General features: G+C 65.8%; 16 protein-coding genes. 13 read left to right on the top strand and 3 right to left on the bottom strand.

The window, feature by feature from the left end; genetic code table 11:
- Nucleotides 1-14 precede the first annotated feature (14 nt).
- The gene (locus AB3G45_RS22980) at nt 15-293 is read left to right on the top strand and encodes a hypothetical protein (RefSeq protein ID WP_367832749.1); all 279 of its coding nucleotides are present in this window, start codon (nt 15-17) and stop codon (nt 291-293) included.
- A gap of 52 nt (nt 294-345) precedes the next feature.
- Nucleotides 346-1,377 carry a hydroxyacid dehydrogenase gene (locus AB3G45_RS22975; protein ID WP_367832748.1) on the top strand — a complete coding sequence of 344 codons (1,032 nt, stop codon included), beginning with the start codon at nt 346-348 and terminating at the stop codon, nt 1,375-1,377.
- A gap of 55 nt (nt 1,378-1,432) precedes the next feature.
- Here the strand turns inward: AB3G45_RS22975 and AB3G45_RS22970 are convergent, their stop codons facing one another.
- The 3 genes from AB3G45_RS22970 to AB3G45_RS22960 all read right to left on the bottom strand — a co-directional run bounded on the left by AB3G45_RS22970 (nt 1,433) and on the right by AB3G45_RS22960 (nt 5,182).
- Nucleotides 1,433-1,687 carry a GlsB/YeaQ/YmgE family stress response membrane protein gene (locus AB3G45_RS22970; protein WP_367832747.1) on the bottom strand — a complete coding sequence of 85 codons (255 nt, stop codon included), beginning with the start codon at nt 1,685-1,687 and terminating at the stop codon, nt 1,433-1,435.
- 95 nt (nt 1,688-1,782) lie between these two features.
- Nucleotides 1,783-3,072, bottom strand: coding sequence for an L-rhamnose catabolism isomerase (rhaI, locus tag AB3G45_RS22965; protein WP_367832746.1), 1,290 nt, complete (start codon nt 3,070-3,072; stop codon nt 1,783-1,785).
- A 10-nt stretch (nt 3,073-3,082) separates the two neighbouring features.
- A complete protein-coding gene (locus AB3G45_RS22960) occupies nt 3,083-5,182 on the bottom strand; it encodes a bifunctional rhamnulose-1-phosphate aldolase/short-chain dehydrogenase (protein ID WP_367833652.1) in 2,100 nt (699 codons plus the stop codon).
- A 201-nt stretch (nt 5,183-5,383) separates the two neighbouring features.
- On the opposite strand from AB3G45_RS22960, the gene AB3G45_RS22955 reads away from it, so the two are divergent.
- The 11 genes from AB3G45_RS22955 to AB3G45_RS22905 all read left to right on the top strand — a co-directional run bounded on the left by AB3G45_RS22955 (nt 5,384) and on the right by AB3G45_RS22905 (nt 17,777).
- Nucleotides 5,384-6,196: a DeoR/GlpR family DNA-binding transcription regulator gene (locus tag AB3G45_RS22955; protein ID WP_367832745.1), complete on the top strand. Its 813-nt coding sequence runs from the start codon at nt 5,384-5,386 to the stop codon at nt 6,194-6,196.
- Between the two features lie 36 nt (nt 6,197-6,232).
- On the top strand, nt 6,233-7,219 hold the full coding sequence (gene rhaS / locus AB3G45_RS22950; RefSeq protein WP_367832744.1) for a rhamnose ABC transporter substrate-binding protein: 987 nt from the start codon (nt 6,233-6,235) through the stop codon (nt 7,217-7,219).
- Nucleotides 7,220-7,437: 218 nt separating this feature from the next.
- Nucleotides 7,438-8,934, top strand: a complete 1,497-nt coding sequence (locus AB3G45_RS22945; RefSeq protein WP_367833650.1) for a sugar ABC transporter ATP-binding protein — start codon at nt 7,438-7,440, stop codon at nt 8,932-8,934.
- Entirely contained in the window at nt 8,931-9,917 is a 987-nt protein-coding gene (locus AB3G45_RS22940) for an ABC transporter permease (protein ID WP_367833649.1), read from the top strand. Before AB3G45_RS22945 ends, AB3G45_RS22940 begins: the two co-directional genes overlap by 4 nt.
- Nucleotides 9,910-10,908 (top strand): ABC transporter permease, encoded by a 999-nt coding sequence (locus AB3G45_RS22935; RefSeq protein ID WP_367832743.1) that lies wholly within the window; start codon nt 9,910-9,912, stop codon nt 10,906-10,908. The genes AB3G45_RS22940 and AB3G45_RS22935 overlap by 8 nt, the downstream gene beginning before the upstream one ends.
- A gap of 3 nt (nt 10,909-10,911) precedes the next feature.
- A complete protein-coding gene (rhaM, locus tag AB3G45_RS22930; protein WP_367832742.1) occupies nt 10,912-11,226 on the top strand; it encodes an L-rhamnose mutarotase in 315 nt (104 codons plus the stop codon).
- 4 nt (nt 11,227-11,230) lie between these two features.
- Nucleotides 11,231-12,592, top strand: coding sequence for an FGGY-family carbohydrate kinase (locus tag AB3G45_RS22925; RefSeq protein ID WP_367832741.1), 1,362 nt, complete (start codon nt 11,231-11,233; stop codon nt 12,590-12,592).
- A 481-nt stretch (nt 12,593-13,073) separates the two neighbouring features.
- The gene (locus tag AB3G45_RS22920) at nt 13,074-14,675 is read left to right on the top strand and encodes a globin-coupled sensor protein (RefSeq protein WP_367832740.1); all 1,602 of its coding nucleotides are present in this window, start codon (nt 13,074-13,076) and stop codon (nt 14,673-14,675) included.
- Between the two features lie 141 nt (nt 14,676-14,816).
- Complete coding sequence (locus AB3G45_RS22915) at nt 14,817-15,116, top strand: STAS domain-containing protein (protein ID WP_367832739.1); 300 nt, start codon at nt 14,817-14,819, stop codon at nt 15,114-15,116.
- Complete coding sequence (gene cheY1 / locus AB3G45_RS22910; protein ID WP_024270516.1) at nt 15,113-15,478, top strand: chemotaxis response regulator CheY1; 366 nt, start codon at nt 15,113-15,115, stop codon at nt 15,476-15,478. Before AB3G45_RS22915 ends, cheY1 begins: the two co-directional genes overlap by 4 nt.
- Nucleotides 15,479-15,503: 25 nt before the next feature.
- Nucleotides 15,504-17,777: a chemotaxis protein CheA gene (locus tag AB3G45_RS22905; RefSeq protein WP_367832738.1), complete on the top strand. Its 2,274-nt coding sequence runs from the start codon at nt 15,504-15,506 to the stop codon at nt 17,775-17,777.
- The last annotated feature ends 3 nt before the right edge of the window (nt 17,778-17,780 follow it).

The raw sequence follows: 17,780 nt of genomic DNA, 5'->3' as shown, positions 1-17,780 counted from the left end.
GGCCGGGAGATAAAATGACGAAGCGATTGATCCTTGCCGCGCTTGCCGGCCTGCTGTTCGCGCCCGCCGCCGGCGCGCAGGTTTTTCACGACCTGCCGGGCGTCGTGACGACGCAGGAGCACGAAGCCGAAGACCCGGTGACGTGCGAGTCGCGCTATATCCCGCCACCGGAAAACAGCACGAAGCGGCAGTGGGGCCACACGGTCTACAGTTGCAGGCAGGGCGGGGTGACGTCGAGCGGCAGCTACCTGCCGCTGTCGCGCGAACGCAGCCTGCGCGGCTACGACTGGTAGCGCGCCGTTTCCTTCCCGGCCGTTCCGGCCGGGCCCTGCATCCGGAGGAGCCATGACCGACGAAAGCCTGCCGCTGGTGATCAGCGCGCCCGAACCGCGCACGCTGGACCTCATCTTCACCCCCGCGGCGGAGGCCGAACTGCGCCGGACCTATCGCCTCGTCGAGGCCGATCCGGAAAACATAGCGGGGCTCAGCGACGCGGTGCTCGGCGAGGCGCGCTACATCATCGGCCAGCCGCCGCTCTCCGCCGGGACGCTGGCGCGCATGGCGAACCTGCGGGCGATCCTCAATGTCGAGAGCAATCTCCTCGACAACATGCCCTACGAGGTGCTGTTCGAACGCGGCGTCCATGTCGTGACGACCGGCCAGGTCTTCGCCGAGCCGGTGGCCGAACTCGGCCTCGCCATGGCGCTGAACCTTGCCCGCGGCGTAATCGACGCCGACGTCGCCTTTCGCGAGGGGACGGAACTGTGGGGCGGGGAGGGCAACCGCTCCGCGCGCCTCCTCTCCGGCTCCGAGGTCGGCATCGTCGGTTTCGGCGATCTCGGGCGGGCGCTGAACCGCGTGCTCTCGGGTTTCCGCGCGAAAATCCGCGTCTTCGATCCCTGGCTGCCGCCCTCGATGCTGCGGGAGGCGGGCGTCGAGCCGGCCGCGCTGTCCGAAGTGCTGGGGATGAGCGACTTCGTCTTCGTCGTCGCCTCGGTGACGAGCGAGAACAGGGGCTTCCTCGGGGCCGAAGCTTTCGCCGCAATGCGCAAAGGCGCGGCTTTCATCCTGCTCAGCCGGGCGGATGTCGTCGATTTCCCCGCGCTGATGGCGGCGGTCGAGGCCGGCCACATCGTTGCGGCAAGCGATGTCTATCCTGAGGAGCCGTTGTCGGCGGACCATCCGGTGCGCCGGCTGAAAGGTTTCATCCGCTCGGCCCATCGCGCGGGCGCGCTCGACAGCGCCTTCAAGAAGATGGGCGATATGGTGCTGGAGGACATGGCGCTGATGGACCGCGGCCTGCCGCCGATGCGCTGCAAGCGGGCCGAGCGCGAGACGGTCTCGCGCATGCGCTCCAGGCCGGTCAGCGTCAACTGAAATGAAAAGGCCGTGGCGGGGAACCGCCACGGCCTTCAAGTTTCCAGGCGTGCGGTCAGGCGCGCTTGATGACCTTGATGAGCACGAGCAGGATCACCGCGCCGATCGTGGAATGGATGATCGCGGCGATGATGCCGCTGCCGAGGCTGATGCCGATGGCCGGAAAGAGGTAGCCGGCGATGAAGGCGCCGACGATGCCGACGACGATGTTGCCGATCAGGCCGAAGCCGAAGCCTGAAACGATCAGCCCGGCAAGCCAGCCCGCAACGGCGCCGACGATGAGGAAAACGAGAATGCTTTCAATGCCCATACGATGCTCCCTTCGACAGTCTCATTCTGTCATCGTCCAATCTGGCAGCCGTTTTCCGGAAAGCAAGAGGATTTGAAGAGTTCTCTTGTCCCGCGTCAGACGATGCCTCCGCCGCCGCTCGCCACCGCCGGGCGTTCCGCCGCCACCTTCGCCCGGTAGCCCGCCGTGCGGTAGGTCGCGACCGGATCGATCGCCCCGCCCGTCTCCAGCCGCGCCATGGCGAGGATCGGCTCGACATCGGTGCGGAAGCCGGCCTTCAAAGCCTCGGAAGCCATCAGCGCGTCGTTCGTCTCCTGATAGCCGGCAAGCGCCGTGCGATCGACGATCAGCCCCTGCGCATAGGCGCGGCAGACTTCCGTTGCGCTGCGCATCAGGCTCTCGATCGGGTCGGTGACGTTATGGCTCTGGTCGAGCATGTGCGCAGGGGCAAAACCCTCGGCCTTGCGCGTCTCGGCGTCCACCAGTTCGTTGAAGACGAGGAAGAGCCGGTAGGGGTCGATCGAGCCGGTGTCGAGGTCGTCGTCGCCATATTTCGAATCGTTGAAATGGAAGCCGCCGAGCTTCTTGAACTGGATGAGCCGGGCGACGATCATCTCGATATTGACGTTCGGCGCATGGTGGCCGAGATCGACGAGGCAATAGGCCTTTGGGCCGAGTTCCTGGGCGATCAGGTAATTGCTGCCCCAGTCCTGCACGACCGTCGAATAGAAGGCCGGCTCGTACATCTTGTGCTCGGTGAAGAGCCGCCAGTCCTCGGGCAATTCCTTGTAGATGGCCTTCATCGCGTCGAGGTAGCGCTCGAAGCTTTTCGTGAAGTTCGCCTGCCCCGGAAAGTTCGTGCCGTCGCCGATCCACACCGTCAGCGCCTTGGAGCCGAGCGCATCGCCGATGGCGATGCATTCCAGATTGTGCTCCACCGCCTGCTGGCGCGTCGCGGCATTCGCATGGGAGAGCGAGCCGTACCGGTAGGAATGCTCCTGCTGCGGCGCGTCGGAAAAGGTGTTGGAATTGATCGCGTCGAAGCCGAGGCCGAGGGCGGCGCCCCGTTCCTTCAGCTCTTTCAGGTCGGAGACCTTGTCCCAAGGGATATGCAGGGAGACGGTCGGCGTGGCGCGGGTCAGCTCCTGGATGACCGCGCAGTCCTCCAGCTTGTCGAAGATGTTGCGCGGCTCGCCCTCGCCGGGAAAGCGGGCGAAGCGCGTGCCGCCGGTGCCGACGCCCCAGGAGGGCACGGCCACCGCATAGGCGGCGACCTTCTTCTTCACCGCATCGATATCGACGCCGCGGCGGGCAAGCTGCGCGCCGAGATGGTTGTAGTCGCCTCTGAGGTCGGCGAGGCGCCTGTCGTTCTCGCGCGCGATCACATCCGTGGAAATCATCGTCATCGAACCCTCCTCAGCGCGTGAAGGACTGGGCGTTGCCCGCGTCGACATTGATGATGTTGCCGGTCGATTTCGCCGACATGTCGGAGGCGAGGAAGTAGATCGCCTCGGCGATGTCTTCCGGGAAGACGGAGAGCTTCAGCATGGAGCGCTCGCGGTAGAGCGCCTCCAGCCCTTTCGTGTCGGTCTTGTAGATGGCCGCGCGCTGTTCTTTCCACTCTCCGGTCCAGATCTTCGAGCCGCGCAGCACGGCGTCCGGGTTGACCACGTTGACGCGGATCTGTTCCGAGGCGCCCTCCAGCGCCAGGCATCGCGCGAGGTGGATTTCAGCGGCCTTCGCCGTGCAATAGGCCGAGGCGCCGGGGGAGGCGGCAAGGCCGTTCTTGGAGGCGACGAAGACGACGTTGCCGCCGGCCTTCTGCCGGCGGAAGAGGCGAAAGGCCTCGCGCGAGACGAGGAAATAGCCGGTCGCCAGGATGCCGATATTCTTGTTCCACAGTTCCAGCGACGTGTCCTCGATCACAGCCGAGGACGCAAGGCCCGCATTGGAGACGAGAATGTCGAGACCGCCGAATTCTACCAGCGTATCGGCAAAGCTTCTGGCCACCAGCGCCTCGTCGGTGACGTTCATGGCGACCGAGCGCACGACGTCCTTGCCGTGGCGGCCGGCAAGCTCGCTCTCGGCTTCGGCGAGCGCGGCCTCGTCGATATCGGCGAGCACGACGCAGGCGCCCTCCGCCATCAGCCGATCCGCCGTCGCCTTGCCGATGCCGCCGGCCCCGCCCGTGACGAGCGCGATGCGGCCGGCAAGGCTCTTGGGTTTCGGCATGCGCTGAAGCTTCGCCTCCTCCAGCAGCCAGTATTCGATGTCGAAGGCTTCCTGCTCCGGCAGGCCGACATAGTCGGAGACGCCCGAAGCGCCGCGCATCACATTGATGGCGTTGACATAGAACTCGCCGGAAATACGCGCCGTCGCCTTGTCCTTGGCGAAGGTGATCATGCCGACGCCGGGCACGAGATAGACGACCGCGTTCGGGTCGCGCATGGCCGGGCTGTTGTCCCGCTTGCAGCGCTCGTAATAGCCCGCATAGTCGGCTCGGTAGGCGGCCACGGCGTCTTCGAGGCCGGCAAGCGTCTTGTCGACGTCCGGATTGGCCGGATCGAAATCGACGACGAGCGGGCGGATCTTCGTGCGCAGGAAATGGTCGGGGCAACTGGTGCCGAGCGCCGCCAGCGGCGCGAGGTTCTTCGACGTCACGAAATCGAGCACGGCGCTGCCGTCGTCGAAATGGCCGACCTTCTTCTCATCCTTGCTGATCATGCCGCGGATGACCGGCATCAGTTTCTCGGCGACCGCGCGGCGCTCGGCAGCAGGCAGCACGGGCTTCACCGCGCCGCCGAAGGCGGGCGCCGTGTTGTTCTCCTCGAACCAGGCGATCGCCTTGTTGATGATCTCGATCGTCGTCTCGTAGCATTCCCGGGCGGTGTCCCCCCAGGTGAAGAGGCCGTGGCTTTCCAGAATGAGGCCGCGGGCGTTCGGGTTCTCCAGGCAGAACTTTTCCAGCCACAGGCCCAGTTCGTAGCCCGGCCGCTTCCAGGGCAGCCAGCCGATGTCGTCGCCGAAGATCTTCTGCGTCAGTTCGCGGGAGTTCTTCGCGGCGGCGATGGCGATGATCGCGTCGGGATGCATGTGGTCGACATGCTTCTTCGGGACATAGGCGTGCAGCGGCGTGTCGATGGAGGCCGCGCGCGGGTTGAGGTTGAAGGTGCAGTGAGGCAGGTAGCCCACCATCTCGTCCTCATGATCGAGGCCGCGATAGAGACCCTTCAGCGCGTTGAGCTTGTCCATGTAGAGCGTCGCGAAGCCGTCCATCCTGATGGTGCCGACATCGCCGCCCGAGCCCTTCACCCAGAGCACCTCCACCTCGCCCGCGCCGAGCGGGTCCGTCTCCATCACCTTTGCCGACGTGTTGCCGCCGCCGTAATTGGTGATGCGCTTGTCGGAGCCGAGCAGGTTGGAGCGATAAAGCAGCCGCTCCGCCTCGTTCATTGCCGACGCCCTGGCGTCATCCCAAAGGTTTGTCAGGCGCGCGCCCTGGTTCGTCTCCAGCATCGGCATTTCCTCCCGGTGTTTCTCATGCGCAAGGCTGTCGCCGCGCTTGAATGGCATGCTTCCAGATCACATGAGAGCGGCGAGCATGTCAATCATAAACGATCAAAAACGATCATATTGCGCTGCACAATGAAAAAATATGATTGATCATGATTGACATTGCGCGTTCCGGATGGAAGCATTGCACGCACTGGAGGAGCCATGCACGAGAAGGAAAGACATCGGATCATTCTGTCCGCCGTTCAGGAGAAGCCGGTCGTCACCGTGCCCGAGCTGGTGGACCTGACCGACAGTTCCGAGGCGACGATCCGGCGCGATATCGCCGCGTTGCATGTGCAGAAGAAGCTGCGCCGGGTGCGCGGCGGGGCGGAGGCGCTGCATCCGCCGCAATTCGTCGGCCTCGCAGGCCGGCCCTTCACGGTCAACGAGACGCTGAACACCCGCCAGAAGCAGGCGATCGCGAAGGAGGCGGTGGCGCTCTGCGAGGACGGCGACCCGATCATCATCAACGGCGGCACCACCACGTTCCAGATGGTGCATTTCCTGACCAACCGCCGCATGCAGGTCTTCACCAATTCGTTCAACATCGCCGAACACCTGCTGAAGCATTCGAAGAACACGATCATGCTGTCCGGCGGCACGATCTACCGCGAGCAGAACATCGTGCTCAGCCCCTTCGACAACGACGTGACGCGCAATTTCTATGCGCGCCGCATGTTCATCGGCGCGCAGGGCCTCGGGCCGCTCGGCCTGATGGAGGCCGATCCGCTGCTCATCCAGGCGGAGCAGAAGCTGATCGACCAGGCGGACGAACTCGTCGTGCTCGTCGATTCCACCAAATTCAGGAAGCGCTCCAGCCTCATCCTGTGCGGGCTGAAGCGCATCGCAACCGTCATCACGGATTCGGGCATCGGCGACAGGGATGCCGCGATGCTGGAGGAGGCCGGCGTCAACCTGATCGTCGCAAACGTTCAGATGGACGCCAAAACGCAGAACGCATCTTCGCCGGCATGAGGCCGGCGGGTTGATTTTCACTGGGAGGAAACAGTCGTGAAAATTCTGAAGACATTGCTTGTGACCGCGGCCGTCTCGGTCGCGATGATGGCCACCGCGCAGGCGGAAACCAAGAAGATCGCCCTCGTCGTCAAGGCGCTCGGCATCGGCTTCTTCGAGGCGGCCAACAAGGGCGCGCAGGAAGCCGCCAAGGAGCTGGGCGACGTCGAGGTCATCTATACCGGCCCGACGACGACCACCGCGGAAGGCCAGATCGAGGTGATCAACTCGCTGATCGCCCAGAAGGTCGACGCCATCGCCGTCTCCGCCAATGACACCAACGCCCTGGTGCCGGCCCTCAAGAAGGCCATGGACCGCGGCATCAAGGTCATCTCCTGGGATTCGGGCGTCGCGCCGGAAGGCCGCTCGATGCACCTCAACCCGTCGTCGAACCCGCTGATCGGCAACATGATCATCAAGCTCGCCGCCGACAACCTGCCGGACGGCGGCGACGTCGCCGTGCTGTCGGCAACCGCCACCTCGACCAACCAGAACGTCTGGATCGAGGAGATGAACAAGGTGCTCGGCAACTACAAGGGCATCAACGTGGTCGCCACCGTCTATGGCGACGACCTTGCCGACAAGTCCTACCGCGAGACGCAGGGCCTCATCCAGTCGCATCCGAACCTGAAGGCGATCATCGCGCCGACCTCCGTCGGCATCGTCGCCGCCGCGCAGGCCGTCACGGATGCCGGCAAGGTCGGCCAGATCAACGTCACCGGCCTCGGCCTGCCGTCCGAAATGGCCGGCCATGTGAAGTCGGGCGCCTCCAAGTCCTTCGCGATCTGGAACCCGATCGACCTCGGCTACTCCGCCACCATGATCGCCTACGACCTGATCGGCGGCGCGGAAGCCAAGCCCGGCGCGGAACTGAAGATGGGCCGCATGGGCACCGTCAAGCTCGACGACAACAACGAAGGTGCGATGGCCGACCCGTTCGTCTACGATGCCTCGAATGTCGAGGAATTCGCCAAGATCTTCTGATCCGGCGTTTGAACGGAATGTGCCCCTCATCCGGCCTGCCGGCCACCTTCTCCCCGTGAACGGGGAGAAGGGAATTTGCCGCAACGCCTCTGTTCCCTCTCCCCGCTTGCGGGGAGAGGGCCAAGGAGAGGGGCCCTTCCGCCCGCTTCGCTCGTAAGCGAGCACGACAAACCCAACCGGTGGACCGAGACTTGCTGCAGGACACGACCACATCGCGGATGAAGCCCGCCGTCGCACTTGAGGGGATCTCGAAATCCTTTCCCGGCGTGTGCGCGCTCGCCGAGGTCTCGCTCGCGCTCTATCCGGGCTCGGTGACGGCGCTCGTCGGCGAGAACGGGGCCGGCAAGTCGACGCTGGTGAAGATCCTCACCGGCATCTACCAGCCGGACGAGGGCACCATCCGCGTCGACGGCGTGGAGACCCATTTCCCGACCGCCAACGCGGCGGCGAAGGCCGGCGTCACCGCCATCCACCAGGAAACCGTGCTCTTCGATGAACTGTCGGTCGCCGAGAACATCTTCCTCGGCCATGCCCCGCGCACCGGCCTCGGCCTCATCGACTGGCGGGGGATGAACGCGGATGCCCGCGCGCTGCTCGCCCGCGTCGGGGCCGACCTCGATCCGTCGATCCGCCTGCGCGACCTCGGCATCGCCAGCAAGCACCTCGTCGCCATCGCCCGCGCGCTGTCCATCGACGCCCGCGTCGTCATCATGGACGAGCCGACGGCGGCGCTGTCGCACAAGGAAATCCACGAGCTCTACGACCTGGTCGACCGGCTGAAGGCGGACGGCAAGGCGATCCTCTTCATCTCGCACAAGTTCGACGAGATCTTCCGCATCGCCGACCGCTACACCGTCTTCCGCGACGGGCGCATGGTGGGCGAGGGGCTGATCGCCGAGACGACGCAGGACGATCTCGTGCGCCAGATGGTCGGCCGCGATGTCGGCCAGGTCTTCCCGAAGCAGGAGGCCGCGATCGGCGAGCCGGTGCTTACCGTCTCCGGCTATCGCCATCCGACGGAATTCGAGGATATCAATTTCGAGCTGCGCCGCGGCGAAATCCTCGGTTTCTACGGCCTCGTCGGCGCGGGCCGCTCGGAATTCATGCAGGCGCTGATCGGCGTCACGAAGCCGTCGGCCGGTGCCGTCAAGCTGCACGGCGCGGTCAAGGTCATCCGCTCGCCCGCCGAGGCGATCGCCGCCGGCATCGTCTATGTGCCGGAGGAGCGCGGCCGGCAGGGCGCGATCATCGGCCTTCCGATCTTCCAGAACGTCACGCTGCCCTCGCTCTCGCGCACTTCGCGCTCGGGCTTCCTGCGCATGGCCGAGGAATTCGCCCTGGCGCGCGAATACACCGCGCGCCTCGATCTGCGCGCCGCCTCGCTCGACCAGGACGTCGGCACGCTCTCGGGCGGCAACCAGCAGAAGGTCGTCATCGCCAAGTGGCTGGCCACAAGGCCCCAGGTCATCATCCTGGACGAGCCGACCAAGGGTATCGATATCGGCTCCAAGGCGGCCGTGCACGCCTTCATGAGCGAGCTTGCCGCCTCCGGCCTCAGCGTCATCATGGTCTCCTCGGAGATCCCCGAGATCATGGGCATGGCCGACCGGGTCATCGTCATGCGCGAGGGCCGCATCGCCGGCCGCTTCGAGCGAGCGGAGCTGACGGCCGAGAAACTGGTGCGCGCCGCCGCCGGCATCGAGGAGGCCGCCTGATGAAACGCCTGCTCAAGAACCGCGAAATGCTGCTGGTCGTGGCGATCATCGCGCTCGTGGCGCTGATCGCCCTGCGCTTCCCGCCCTTCGTGGCGCCCGGCAATCTTGCCAATGTCTACAACGACACGTCGATCCTGATCATCCTGGCGCTCGGCCAGATGGCCGTCATCCTGACGCGCTGCATCGACCTGTCGATGGCCGCCAACCTCGCGCTGTCGGGCATGGTCGCGGCCATGCTCAACGCGGCGATGCCCGACCTGCCCGTTCCGCTCCTCCTCCTCACGGTCATGGCGCTCGGTGCCGTTCTCGGCTCGATCAACGGCCTTCTCGTGTGGAAGCTGGATATCCCGCCGATCGTCGTCACGCTCGGCACGCTCACCATCTATCGCGGCCTGATCTTCCTGCTCTCCGGCGGCGCGTGGATCAACGCGCATCAGATGAGCGACGCCTTCAAGGCGCTGCCGCGCACCGTGTTCCTTGGTTTCCCGCTGCTCTCCTGGCTGTCGCTCGTCATCATCGCGCTGATGGTCGTGGTCATGCGCCGCACGCCGCTCGGCCGCGCCTTCTTCGCCGTCGGCGGCAATCCGCACGCGGCGGTCTATACCGGCATCGACGTCGGCCGCACGCGGTTCCTGGCCTATTGCCTGTCGGGCACGCTCGCCGGCCTTTCCGGCTATCTCTGGGTCTCGCGCTATGCGGTCGCCTATGTCGACATCGCGGCCGGCTTCGAGCTCGACATCATCGCGGCCTGCGTCATCGGCGGCATCTCGATCGCCGGCGGCATCGGCTCGGTCGGCGGCGCGGTGCTCGGCGCGCTCTTCCTCGGCGTCATCAAGAATGCGCTGCCCGTCATCAACATCTCGCCCTTCGCCCAGATGGCGATCTCGGGCACGGTGATCATCATCGCCGTCGCCGTGAACGCCAGAGCCGAAAAGCGCAAGGGCCGGGTGATCCTCAGGAAAGCGGAGGCGGCCCATGGCTGAGACCCAGACGCTCGCGCGCCACATCCCCGACAGGCTGGAAAGCCGCGGCACCCGGCTGGTGAAAAGCTGGGAGACGCTGCTCGTCGCCGTGGCGCTGGCGATCTTCCTCGTCAATTCCTTCGCCTCGCCCTATTTCCTCGATCCGTGGAACCTGTCGGACGCGACGTTCAACTTCACCGAGAAGGCGATGATCGCCTTTGCCATGGCGCTGGTCATCATCTCGGGCGAGATCGACCTCTCCGTCGCCTCGATCATCGCGCTGACGTCGACGGTGATGGGCTTTGCCGTGCAGCTCGGCTTCGATACGCCGGCGCTGGTCCTGATCGGGCTTTCCACCGGCCTTGCCTGCGGCGCGTTCAACGGCCTGCTCGTCACCGGCCTCGGCCTGCCGTCCATCGTCGTCACCATCGGTACGATGAGCCTCTTCCGCGGCCTCTCCTTCGTCATCCTCGGCGACCAGGCTTTTACGGGCTATCCCGCGAGTTTTTCGTGGTTCGGGCAGGGCTATGTCTGGTGGGTGTTCTCCTTCGAATTCTGCCTCTTCGCGGGCCTGGCGGTCGTCTACGGCGTCGTGCTGCACAAGACGAATTTCGGCCGCGCCGTCTACGCCATCGGCAACAACCAGACGGCCGCGCTCTTTTCCGGCGTCCGCGTCGGCCGGGTGAAATTCGTGCTGTTCCTGCTGACCGGCCTGATGGCTGCGATCGCCTCGATCTGCCTCACCGCCCGCCTCGGCTCGACACGCCCCTCCATTGCGCTCGGCTGGGAACTGGAAGTGGTGACGATGGTCGTGCTCGGCGGCGTCAACATTCTCGGCGGATCGGGCACCATCCCCGGCGTGGTGCTGGCCGCGCTCATCATGGGCATGGTCACCTTCGGCTTTGGCCTCCTGAACGTGCCCGGCATCGTCATGTCGATCTTCATCGGCCTGCTCCTGATTTCCGTCATCGCGCTGCCGATCCTCTACCGGCGTTTGCGCGGGAGCCGTTGAGCCATGGAGAAATACGCCTTCCGCATGCGGCTCAATCCCGGCATGGCAGCCGAATACACGGCGCGGCACGACGCGATCTGGCCGGAGCTTGCCGCGCTTTTGAAGGAGGCCGGCGTCTCCGACTATTCCATCCATCTCGACGAGGAGACGAACCTGCTCTTCGGCGTGCTCTGGCGGCGCGACGATCATACGATGGCGGACCTGCCGAACCATCCGGTCATGCAGCGCTGGTGGGCGCATATGGCCGATATCATGGAGACGAAGCCGGACAACGAGCCCGTCGCCGTGCCGCTCGTCACCGTCTTCCATATGGACTGAACCGATGAAGACCATCGCCGTCATCGATATCGGCAAGACGAATGCCAAGGTGGTGCTCGTCGACAGCGAGGATTTCCGCGAGGTCGCCGCCCGCACCATGCCGAACGGCGTGGTGAATGCCGCGCCCTATCCGCATTTCCATACGGAAAAGCTCTGGGCCTTCATCCTGGAAAGCCTTGCGGCGCTGAACCACGAGCGCACGATAGATGCCATCTCGATCACCACCCATGGCGCAACCGCCGCTCTGGTCGGCGAAGGCGGCGATCTCGTGCTGCCGGTGCTGGACTACGAGCATGACGGGCCGCAGGCGCTTGCGGAGGACTATCGCGCCCTCCGCCCGCGCTTCGAGGACAGCGGCACGCCCGTCCTGCCGGTGGGGCTCAATGCGGGGCTGCAGGTCTACTGGCAGTCGAAGCGCTTTCCGGATGCGTTCGGCAAGGCGCGCTTTCTGCTGATGTATGCGCAATACTGGTCCTTCCGCCTCACCGGCATCGCCGCCAGCGAGGTGACGTCGCTCGGCTGCCATGCCGACCTGTGGGAGCCGCGCGGCGGCCACTTCTCCAGCCTCGTCGAAAGCCAGGGCTGGACGCGCCTGATGCCGCCGGTGCGCAAGGCCGGCGATGTGCTCGGCCCTATCCTCCCGCAGGTCGCGGCTGCGACCGGGCTGCGGCCGGACGTGCCCGTCCACTGCGGCATCCACGATTCCAATGCCTCGCTGCTGCCCTATGTGCTGACGCGCTCTGCGCCCTATGCCGTCGTCTCCACCGGCACATGGGTCGTCGTCATGGCGATGGGCGGGCGACCGGTCCTGCTGGACGAGGCGCGCGACACGCTGGTCAACGTCAATGCGCTCGGCGATCCGGTACCGTCCGCCCGCTTCATGGGCGGGCGGGCCTTTTCCGTGCTCGGCGGCCGGTCCGGCGACCTGCCGGCCTCCGCTATTCCCGAGGTGTTTTCGCGCGGCGCCATGCTGCTGCCCTCGCTGCCGGAAGAATCGGGGCCGTTCCCGGGCCGCAAGGCGGCCTGGACCGTGCCGCGGGAGGATCTGGGCGAGGACGCGGCCCAGGCCGTCATCGCCTTCCACCTCGCCTTGATGACGGCGACCTGCCTCGATCTCATCGGCGCGGACGGACCCGTGATCGTCGAGGGACCGTTTGCCGCCAACCGGGCCTTCCTGGCGATGCTGCGGGTTGCGACAGGGCGGCCGGTGCTGGCCGGCGGCAGTGCCACGGGCACGAGCGTCGGCGCGGCGTGCCTTGCCGCCGGGCGCGCGCCGGAGCCGGCCCTGGTCTGGGTGGAAGAGGTCTTGCCCGAAGGTGCGGCGGACTATGCCGCACGCTGGCGAAAGCTGGTCGCGGCGGGTTAGAACACCCGGGCCTTGGCCGGAGTACGCCCCGCGTCGATGTCGAGAAGCAGATAGATGGCGGCCAGCGTCGCTGCCGCGATCACCGTTGCGCCCAGTGCAAGAACAATCATTGCCCGTTCCTCCTGGCATCATTGCCAGTCAATAGCCTTACCTTGCGCGCGCGAGCTTGCGCGAGGCTGACGCAACGTCGGGCTGTTTTAATTTTAGCAAAGGCATAAGCAGGCCATGAACCATTAACCTTCAGGCAAGGAATTAACCATAAACATTGGGACTACACGTCGGAATGGGAAATTCGCCGTTTCTCACCCAGGCATGATGCCGAACCGCCGTACCGGAGTTGAGCCGGTATTCGAGTTTCACCGAATTTGATCATGGATCGACGGCTGGCCGCGGCTTGCGCCACACCCTCCATGCGAGAATTCCGCGGCCAGCCCTTCCGGGCGGCCGGCATCATGGCTTTGGGAGCATGCGGGTGCAGGATATGCCGGCAGAACAGGCACGAACGGGACAGGCGACCAGCCTGCGCGACCGTTTGCGCTTTGCCGGCGTCGAAAGCGCCCAGGGCGACACGCTCCGCCGCCACCGCCAGACGCTCGAACGGCATGTCGAAACGGCGCTGCGCGACCTCTTCCAGCGTTTCCAGACCTTTCCCGACGCCGCGCGCCACTTCCAGAGCGAGCGCCAGATCGACCGCCTGCACGACCTCCAGAGCTCCCACTGGGGCGTGCTTACCGACGCGCGGTTCGACGGCCTCTATGCCGAGCGCGTCAAGGTCCTCGCCGACAGCGAAAGCCAGATGGGCCTCGATCCGCGCTGGCGCATCGCGGGCCATTCGGTCGTCCTGGAGACGGTCGTCACCGGCCTCATCGAGGAATACTGGCCGAAATCCATCCTGCCCGGCGCGGGAAAAGCCCGCCGCCAGGAGCTGACCGACCTCGTCTCCGCCTTCCTGCGCACGGCGATGGTCGACGCCGAGATCGGCGTCTCGCTGCGCTTCAACGAACTGCGCCATGCCCATGCCCGCGCGCTCGGCGAGCAGCGCCGCGAGGACCGCGCCGAACTCGACCGTGTCTTCGGCGAGACGATCCGCAGCCTGTCGCAGCTCGATTTCTCCACCCGCGTTTCCGGCGAGATGCCCGAGGCCTGGCGCGACATGGCCGAGACGCTGAACGGCGCGCTCGACGAGATCCAGTCCCGCCTCGCTTCCGCCGCCGACCGGGCGAGCGAGAGCGACCGCCTCGTCGGCACGCTCGCTTCCGGCGCCGGCGCGCTCTCGGCCCGCTCGGCCGAGCAGTCCGCCAACCTGATCGAGACGGCCAACGCGCTCGGCTCCATCGTCGAGCGTGTGCGCCAGACGCTCGGCGAGACGCGCAAGACGCAGTCCGCTGCCGCCGCCACGCAGGCCTCGGTCGCGCTTTCCGGCAACATCGTCGGCGAAGCGATGTCGGCCATGGCGGATATCGAGGCCTCGGCAGAGAAGATCGGCCAGATCATCGGCGTGATCGACGAGATCGCCTTCCAGACGAACCTTCTGGCGCTCAATGCCGGCATCGAGGCCGCCCGCGCCGGCGACAGCGGCCGTGGTTTTGCCGTCGTCGCGCAGGAAGTGCGCGCGCTCGCCCAGCGTTCGGCGGATGCGGCGCGCGAGATCAAGCAGCTCGTGACGGGCACCAAGGCGCAGGTCGAGGCCGGTGTCGAGCACGTCCACCGCACCCAGGACGCGATCGGCAATATCGTGCGCCAGGTCGAGGGCATCAACGATGCCATCACCGGCATCGTGCGCGAGAGTGCGGTCGATGCCGAAGGGCTCGACGGCGTGAGCGCCGACATAGGCCGCGCCGGCCGCGCGCTGGAAGCGGATGCCACGGATGCCGGCCGCATCGGCGAAGCCGGCGGCGACCTGCACACGGTCATTCTCGAACTCGGCCGCACGATCCGAGAGTTCCACGTTGCCGCGCAGCGTGATCTCCGCCGCCCGGCACGGACTGCTTCCGCGCAACCGCTCGCGGCGCCGGCGGGCAGCGGGGCCGAAGCCTTCCCCCTCGAACTCCTGACGGCCCGCGCCGTCGGTTTTGGGGGCTGAGATGGCGGCGAGACGGCCACGGCACTGGTTTTCGACGGCGCGCAGCCGGATTTCGGAAGGAAGTCATCCGCCCTCCACTCCCGGCGGCGGAGCGGCGATTTCGATGAGACGCAGAGACTGTTTCAAACAAGGAAAACGATAATGGCGAGCAAGAAAGCCGCTCAGAAAAGTTTAAGCCTTGCCCCCGTTCTCGACCTCAACGAGGCGACGGCGCTGCACCAGCAGCTCATGGGCCTCAAGGGCAATCCGCTCGTCATCGACGCTTCGGCGGTCGAGCGGGTGGGGGCGCTCTGTGCCCAGGTCCTGATGGCCGGCGCCAAGAGCTGGGAAGAGGAGAGGCAGCCCTTCACCTTCGGCAAGGTGTCCGACCCTTTCATGAAGACAATGCAGCTTATCGGCGTGAACATTGATCACTTGCTGGCACAGGAGGCTAGGCAATGAAGAAAAAAGTCCTGACCGTGGATGATTCCCGGACGATCCGGAACATGCTTCTGGTGACGCTCAACAATGCGGGCTTCGAGACCATCCAGGCCGAAGACGGCGTCGAGGGCCTGGAGGTTCTGGAGAACGCCAATCCCGACGTCATCGTCACGGACATCAACATGCCGCGCCTCGACGGCTTCGGCTTCATCGAGGGCGTGCGCCGCAACGAGAAGTACCGGGCGATCCCGATCCTCGTTCTGACGACCGAGAGCGATGCGGAAAAGAAGAACCGTGCCCGCCAGGCCGGTGCGACGGGCTGGATCGTCAAGCCCTTCGATCCGACCAAGCTGATCGATGCGATCGAGCGCGTAACCGCCTGAAATCACTAGTCCAGGATTACTCCCGATGGATATGAACGAAATCAAAGAGATCTTCTTCCAGGAGTGCGAGGAGCAGCTCGCGGAACTGGAATCCGGTCTCTTGAAGCTGAACGACGGGGATCGCGACCCGGAAACGGTCAATGCCGTGTTCCGCGCCGTGCATTCGATCAAGGGCGGTGCCGGTGCCTTCGGTCTCGACGATCTCGTCTCCTTCGCCCATGTGTTCGAGACGACACTGGATTGCGTTCGATCCAACAAGCTGGAGCCCACCCAGGACGTCCTGAAGGTCATGCTGAAGTCCGCCGACGTCCTGGCGGACCTGACCAACGCGGCGCGCGACGGCGGCAGCGTCGACGAGGCCCGCAGTCGCACCCTCATCCGCGAACTGGAAGCGCTCGCCCATGGCGAGGCCCCGGCCGCCGCCGAAGCGCCCGCGCCGAAACCGACCGCCGCCGCGCCCAAGCCGGCAGTGCCGGCTCCGGTCGTCGAGAAGCCGGCGGTCAACGACGAAGGCTTCCAGCCGATCCCCTTCTCCTTCGGCGATTTCGACGACGAGCCGGCCGATCGCTACGTGCCGATCTGCCAGGTCGTCTTCAAGCCGAAGAAGGACCTCTATGCCAAGGGCAACGAGGCTGTCCTTCTCCTGCGCGACGTCTCCCGCCTCGGCGAGATGAGCGTCTACTGCGACATGGACAGCCTGCCGCCGCTCGACAAGATGAACCCGGAAGAAGCCTATTTCTCCTGGAAGATCTCGGTGACGACCGACAAGGGCGAGGATGGCGTGCGCTCCGTCTTCGAATTCGCCGAGTGGGATTGCGACCTCGACATCCGCACCATCGAGGACGAGATCGTCGGCGAGGCTTCCGGCGACGAGGAACTGCCGATGCAGCCGGTGCCGTTCGACCTGTCGATCCTCGACGAGGGCGGCTCGGCCGCCGCGGAGGAAGAACCCGCCGCCATTGAAAGCGACGCGGCCGCAGCCGTCGCCGCCGCCGAAACCGCCACCAAGGTCTCCCAGGCTGCCAGCCGCGCCGCCGAGAACGCCAAGGCCGCCGCCTCGGCCGCCAGCGCCGCGCAGGCGAACCAGGCCGCCGGCCAGACGATCCGCGTCGATCTCGACCGCGTCGACCGCCTGATCAACCTCGTCGGCGAGCTCGTCATCAACCAGGCGATGCTCTCGCAGAGCGTCGTGGAGAACGACACCAACGGCACGTCCTCCATCAATATGGGCCTCGAGGAGCTGCAGCAGCTCACCCGCGAGATCCAGGATTCGGTGATGGCGATCCGCGCGCAGCCGGTCAAGCCCGTCTTCCAGCGCATGGCCCGCACCGTCCGCGAAATCGCCGACATCACCGGCAAGTCGGTTCGCCTCATCACGGAAGGCGAGAACACCGAAGTCGACAAGACCGTCATCGACAAGCTCGCCGAGCCGCTGACGCACATGATCCGCAACGCGGTCGACCACGGCCTCGAAATGCCGGAAAAGCGCGAAGCGCTCGGCAAGAACCCGGAAGGCACGGTCCGCCTCACGGCAAAGCACCGCTCGGGCCGCATCGTCATCGAGCTTGCCGACGACGGCGCCGGCATCAACCGCGAGAGGGTGCGCCAGAAGGCCATCGACAACGACCTGATCGCGGCCGACGCGAACCTGTCGGACGAGGAAATCGACAATCTGATCTTCCACGCCGGCTTCTCGACCGCCGAGAAGGTGTCGGACCTGTCCGGCCGCGGCGTCGGCATGGACGTCGTCAAGCGCTCCATCCAGGCGCTCGGCGGCCGCATCTCGATCTCCTCGAAGCCCGGCCAGGGCTCCGTCTTCACCATGAGCCTGCCGCTGACGCTCGCCGTCCTCGACGGCATGGTGGTCACGGTCGCCGGCCAGACGCTCGTCGTGCCGCTGACGGCCATCGTCGAGACGCTGCAGCCGGAAGCTGCGGCCATTCATTCCTTCGGCGCCTCGCAGCGGCTCATCTCGATCCGCAATTCGTTCTGCCCGCTGGTGGATGTCGGCCGGATCCTCAACTTCCGCTCCACCCAGGCCAATCCGATCGAGGGCGTCGCGCTGCTCGTCGAATCGGAAGGCGGCGGCCAGCGCGCCCTGATGGTCGATGCCATCCAGGGCCAGCGCCAGGTCGTCATCAAGAGCCTGGAGGCGAACTACACCCATGTTCCCGGCATCGCCGCCGCGACCATCCTCGGCGACGGCCGCGTCGCCCTCATCCTGGACGTCGATGCGGTGGTCGCCGCCTCGCGCGGCCAGTCCCTCAGACAAGACATCTCGCTTGCTGCCACCGGTTAAGAC

It is taken from the genome of Shinella sp. S4-D37 (genome assembly GCF_040812195.1).
Taxonomy (GTDB): domain Bacteria; phylum Pseudomonadota; class Alphaproteobacteria; order Rhizobiales; family Rhizobiaceae; genus Shinella.
Note: the sequence above shows the minus strand (reverse complement) of the source record. Positions and strands in the feature narration are given on the sequence as shown.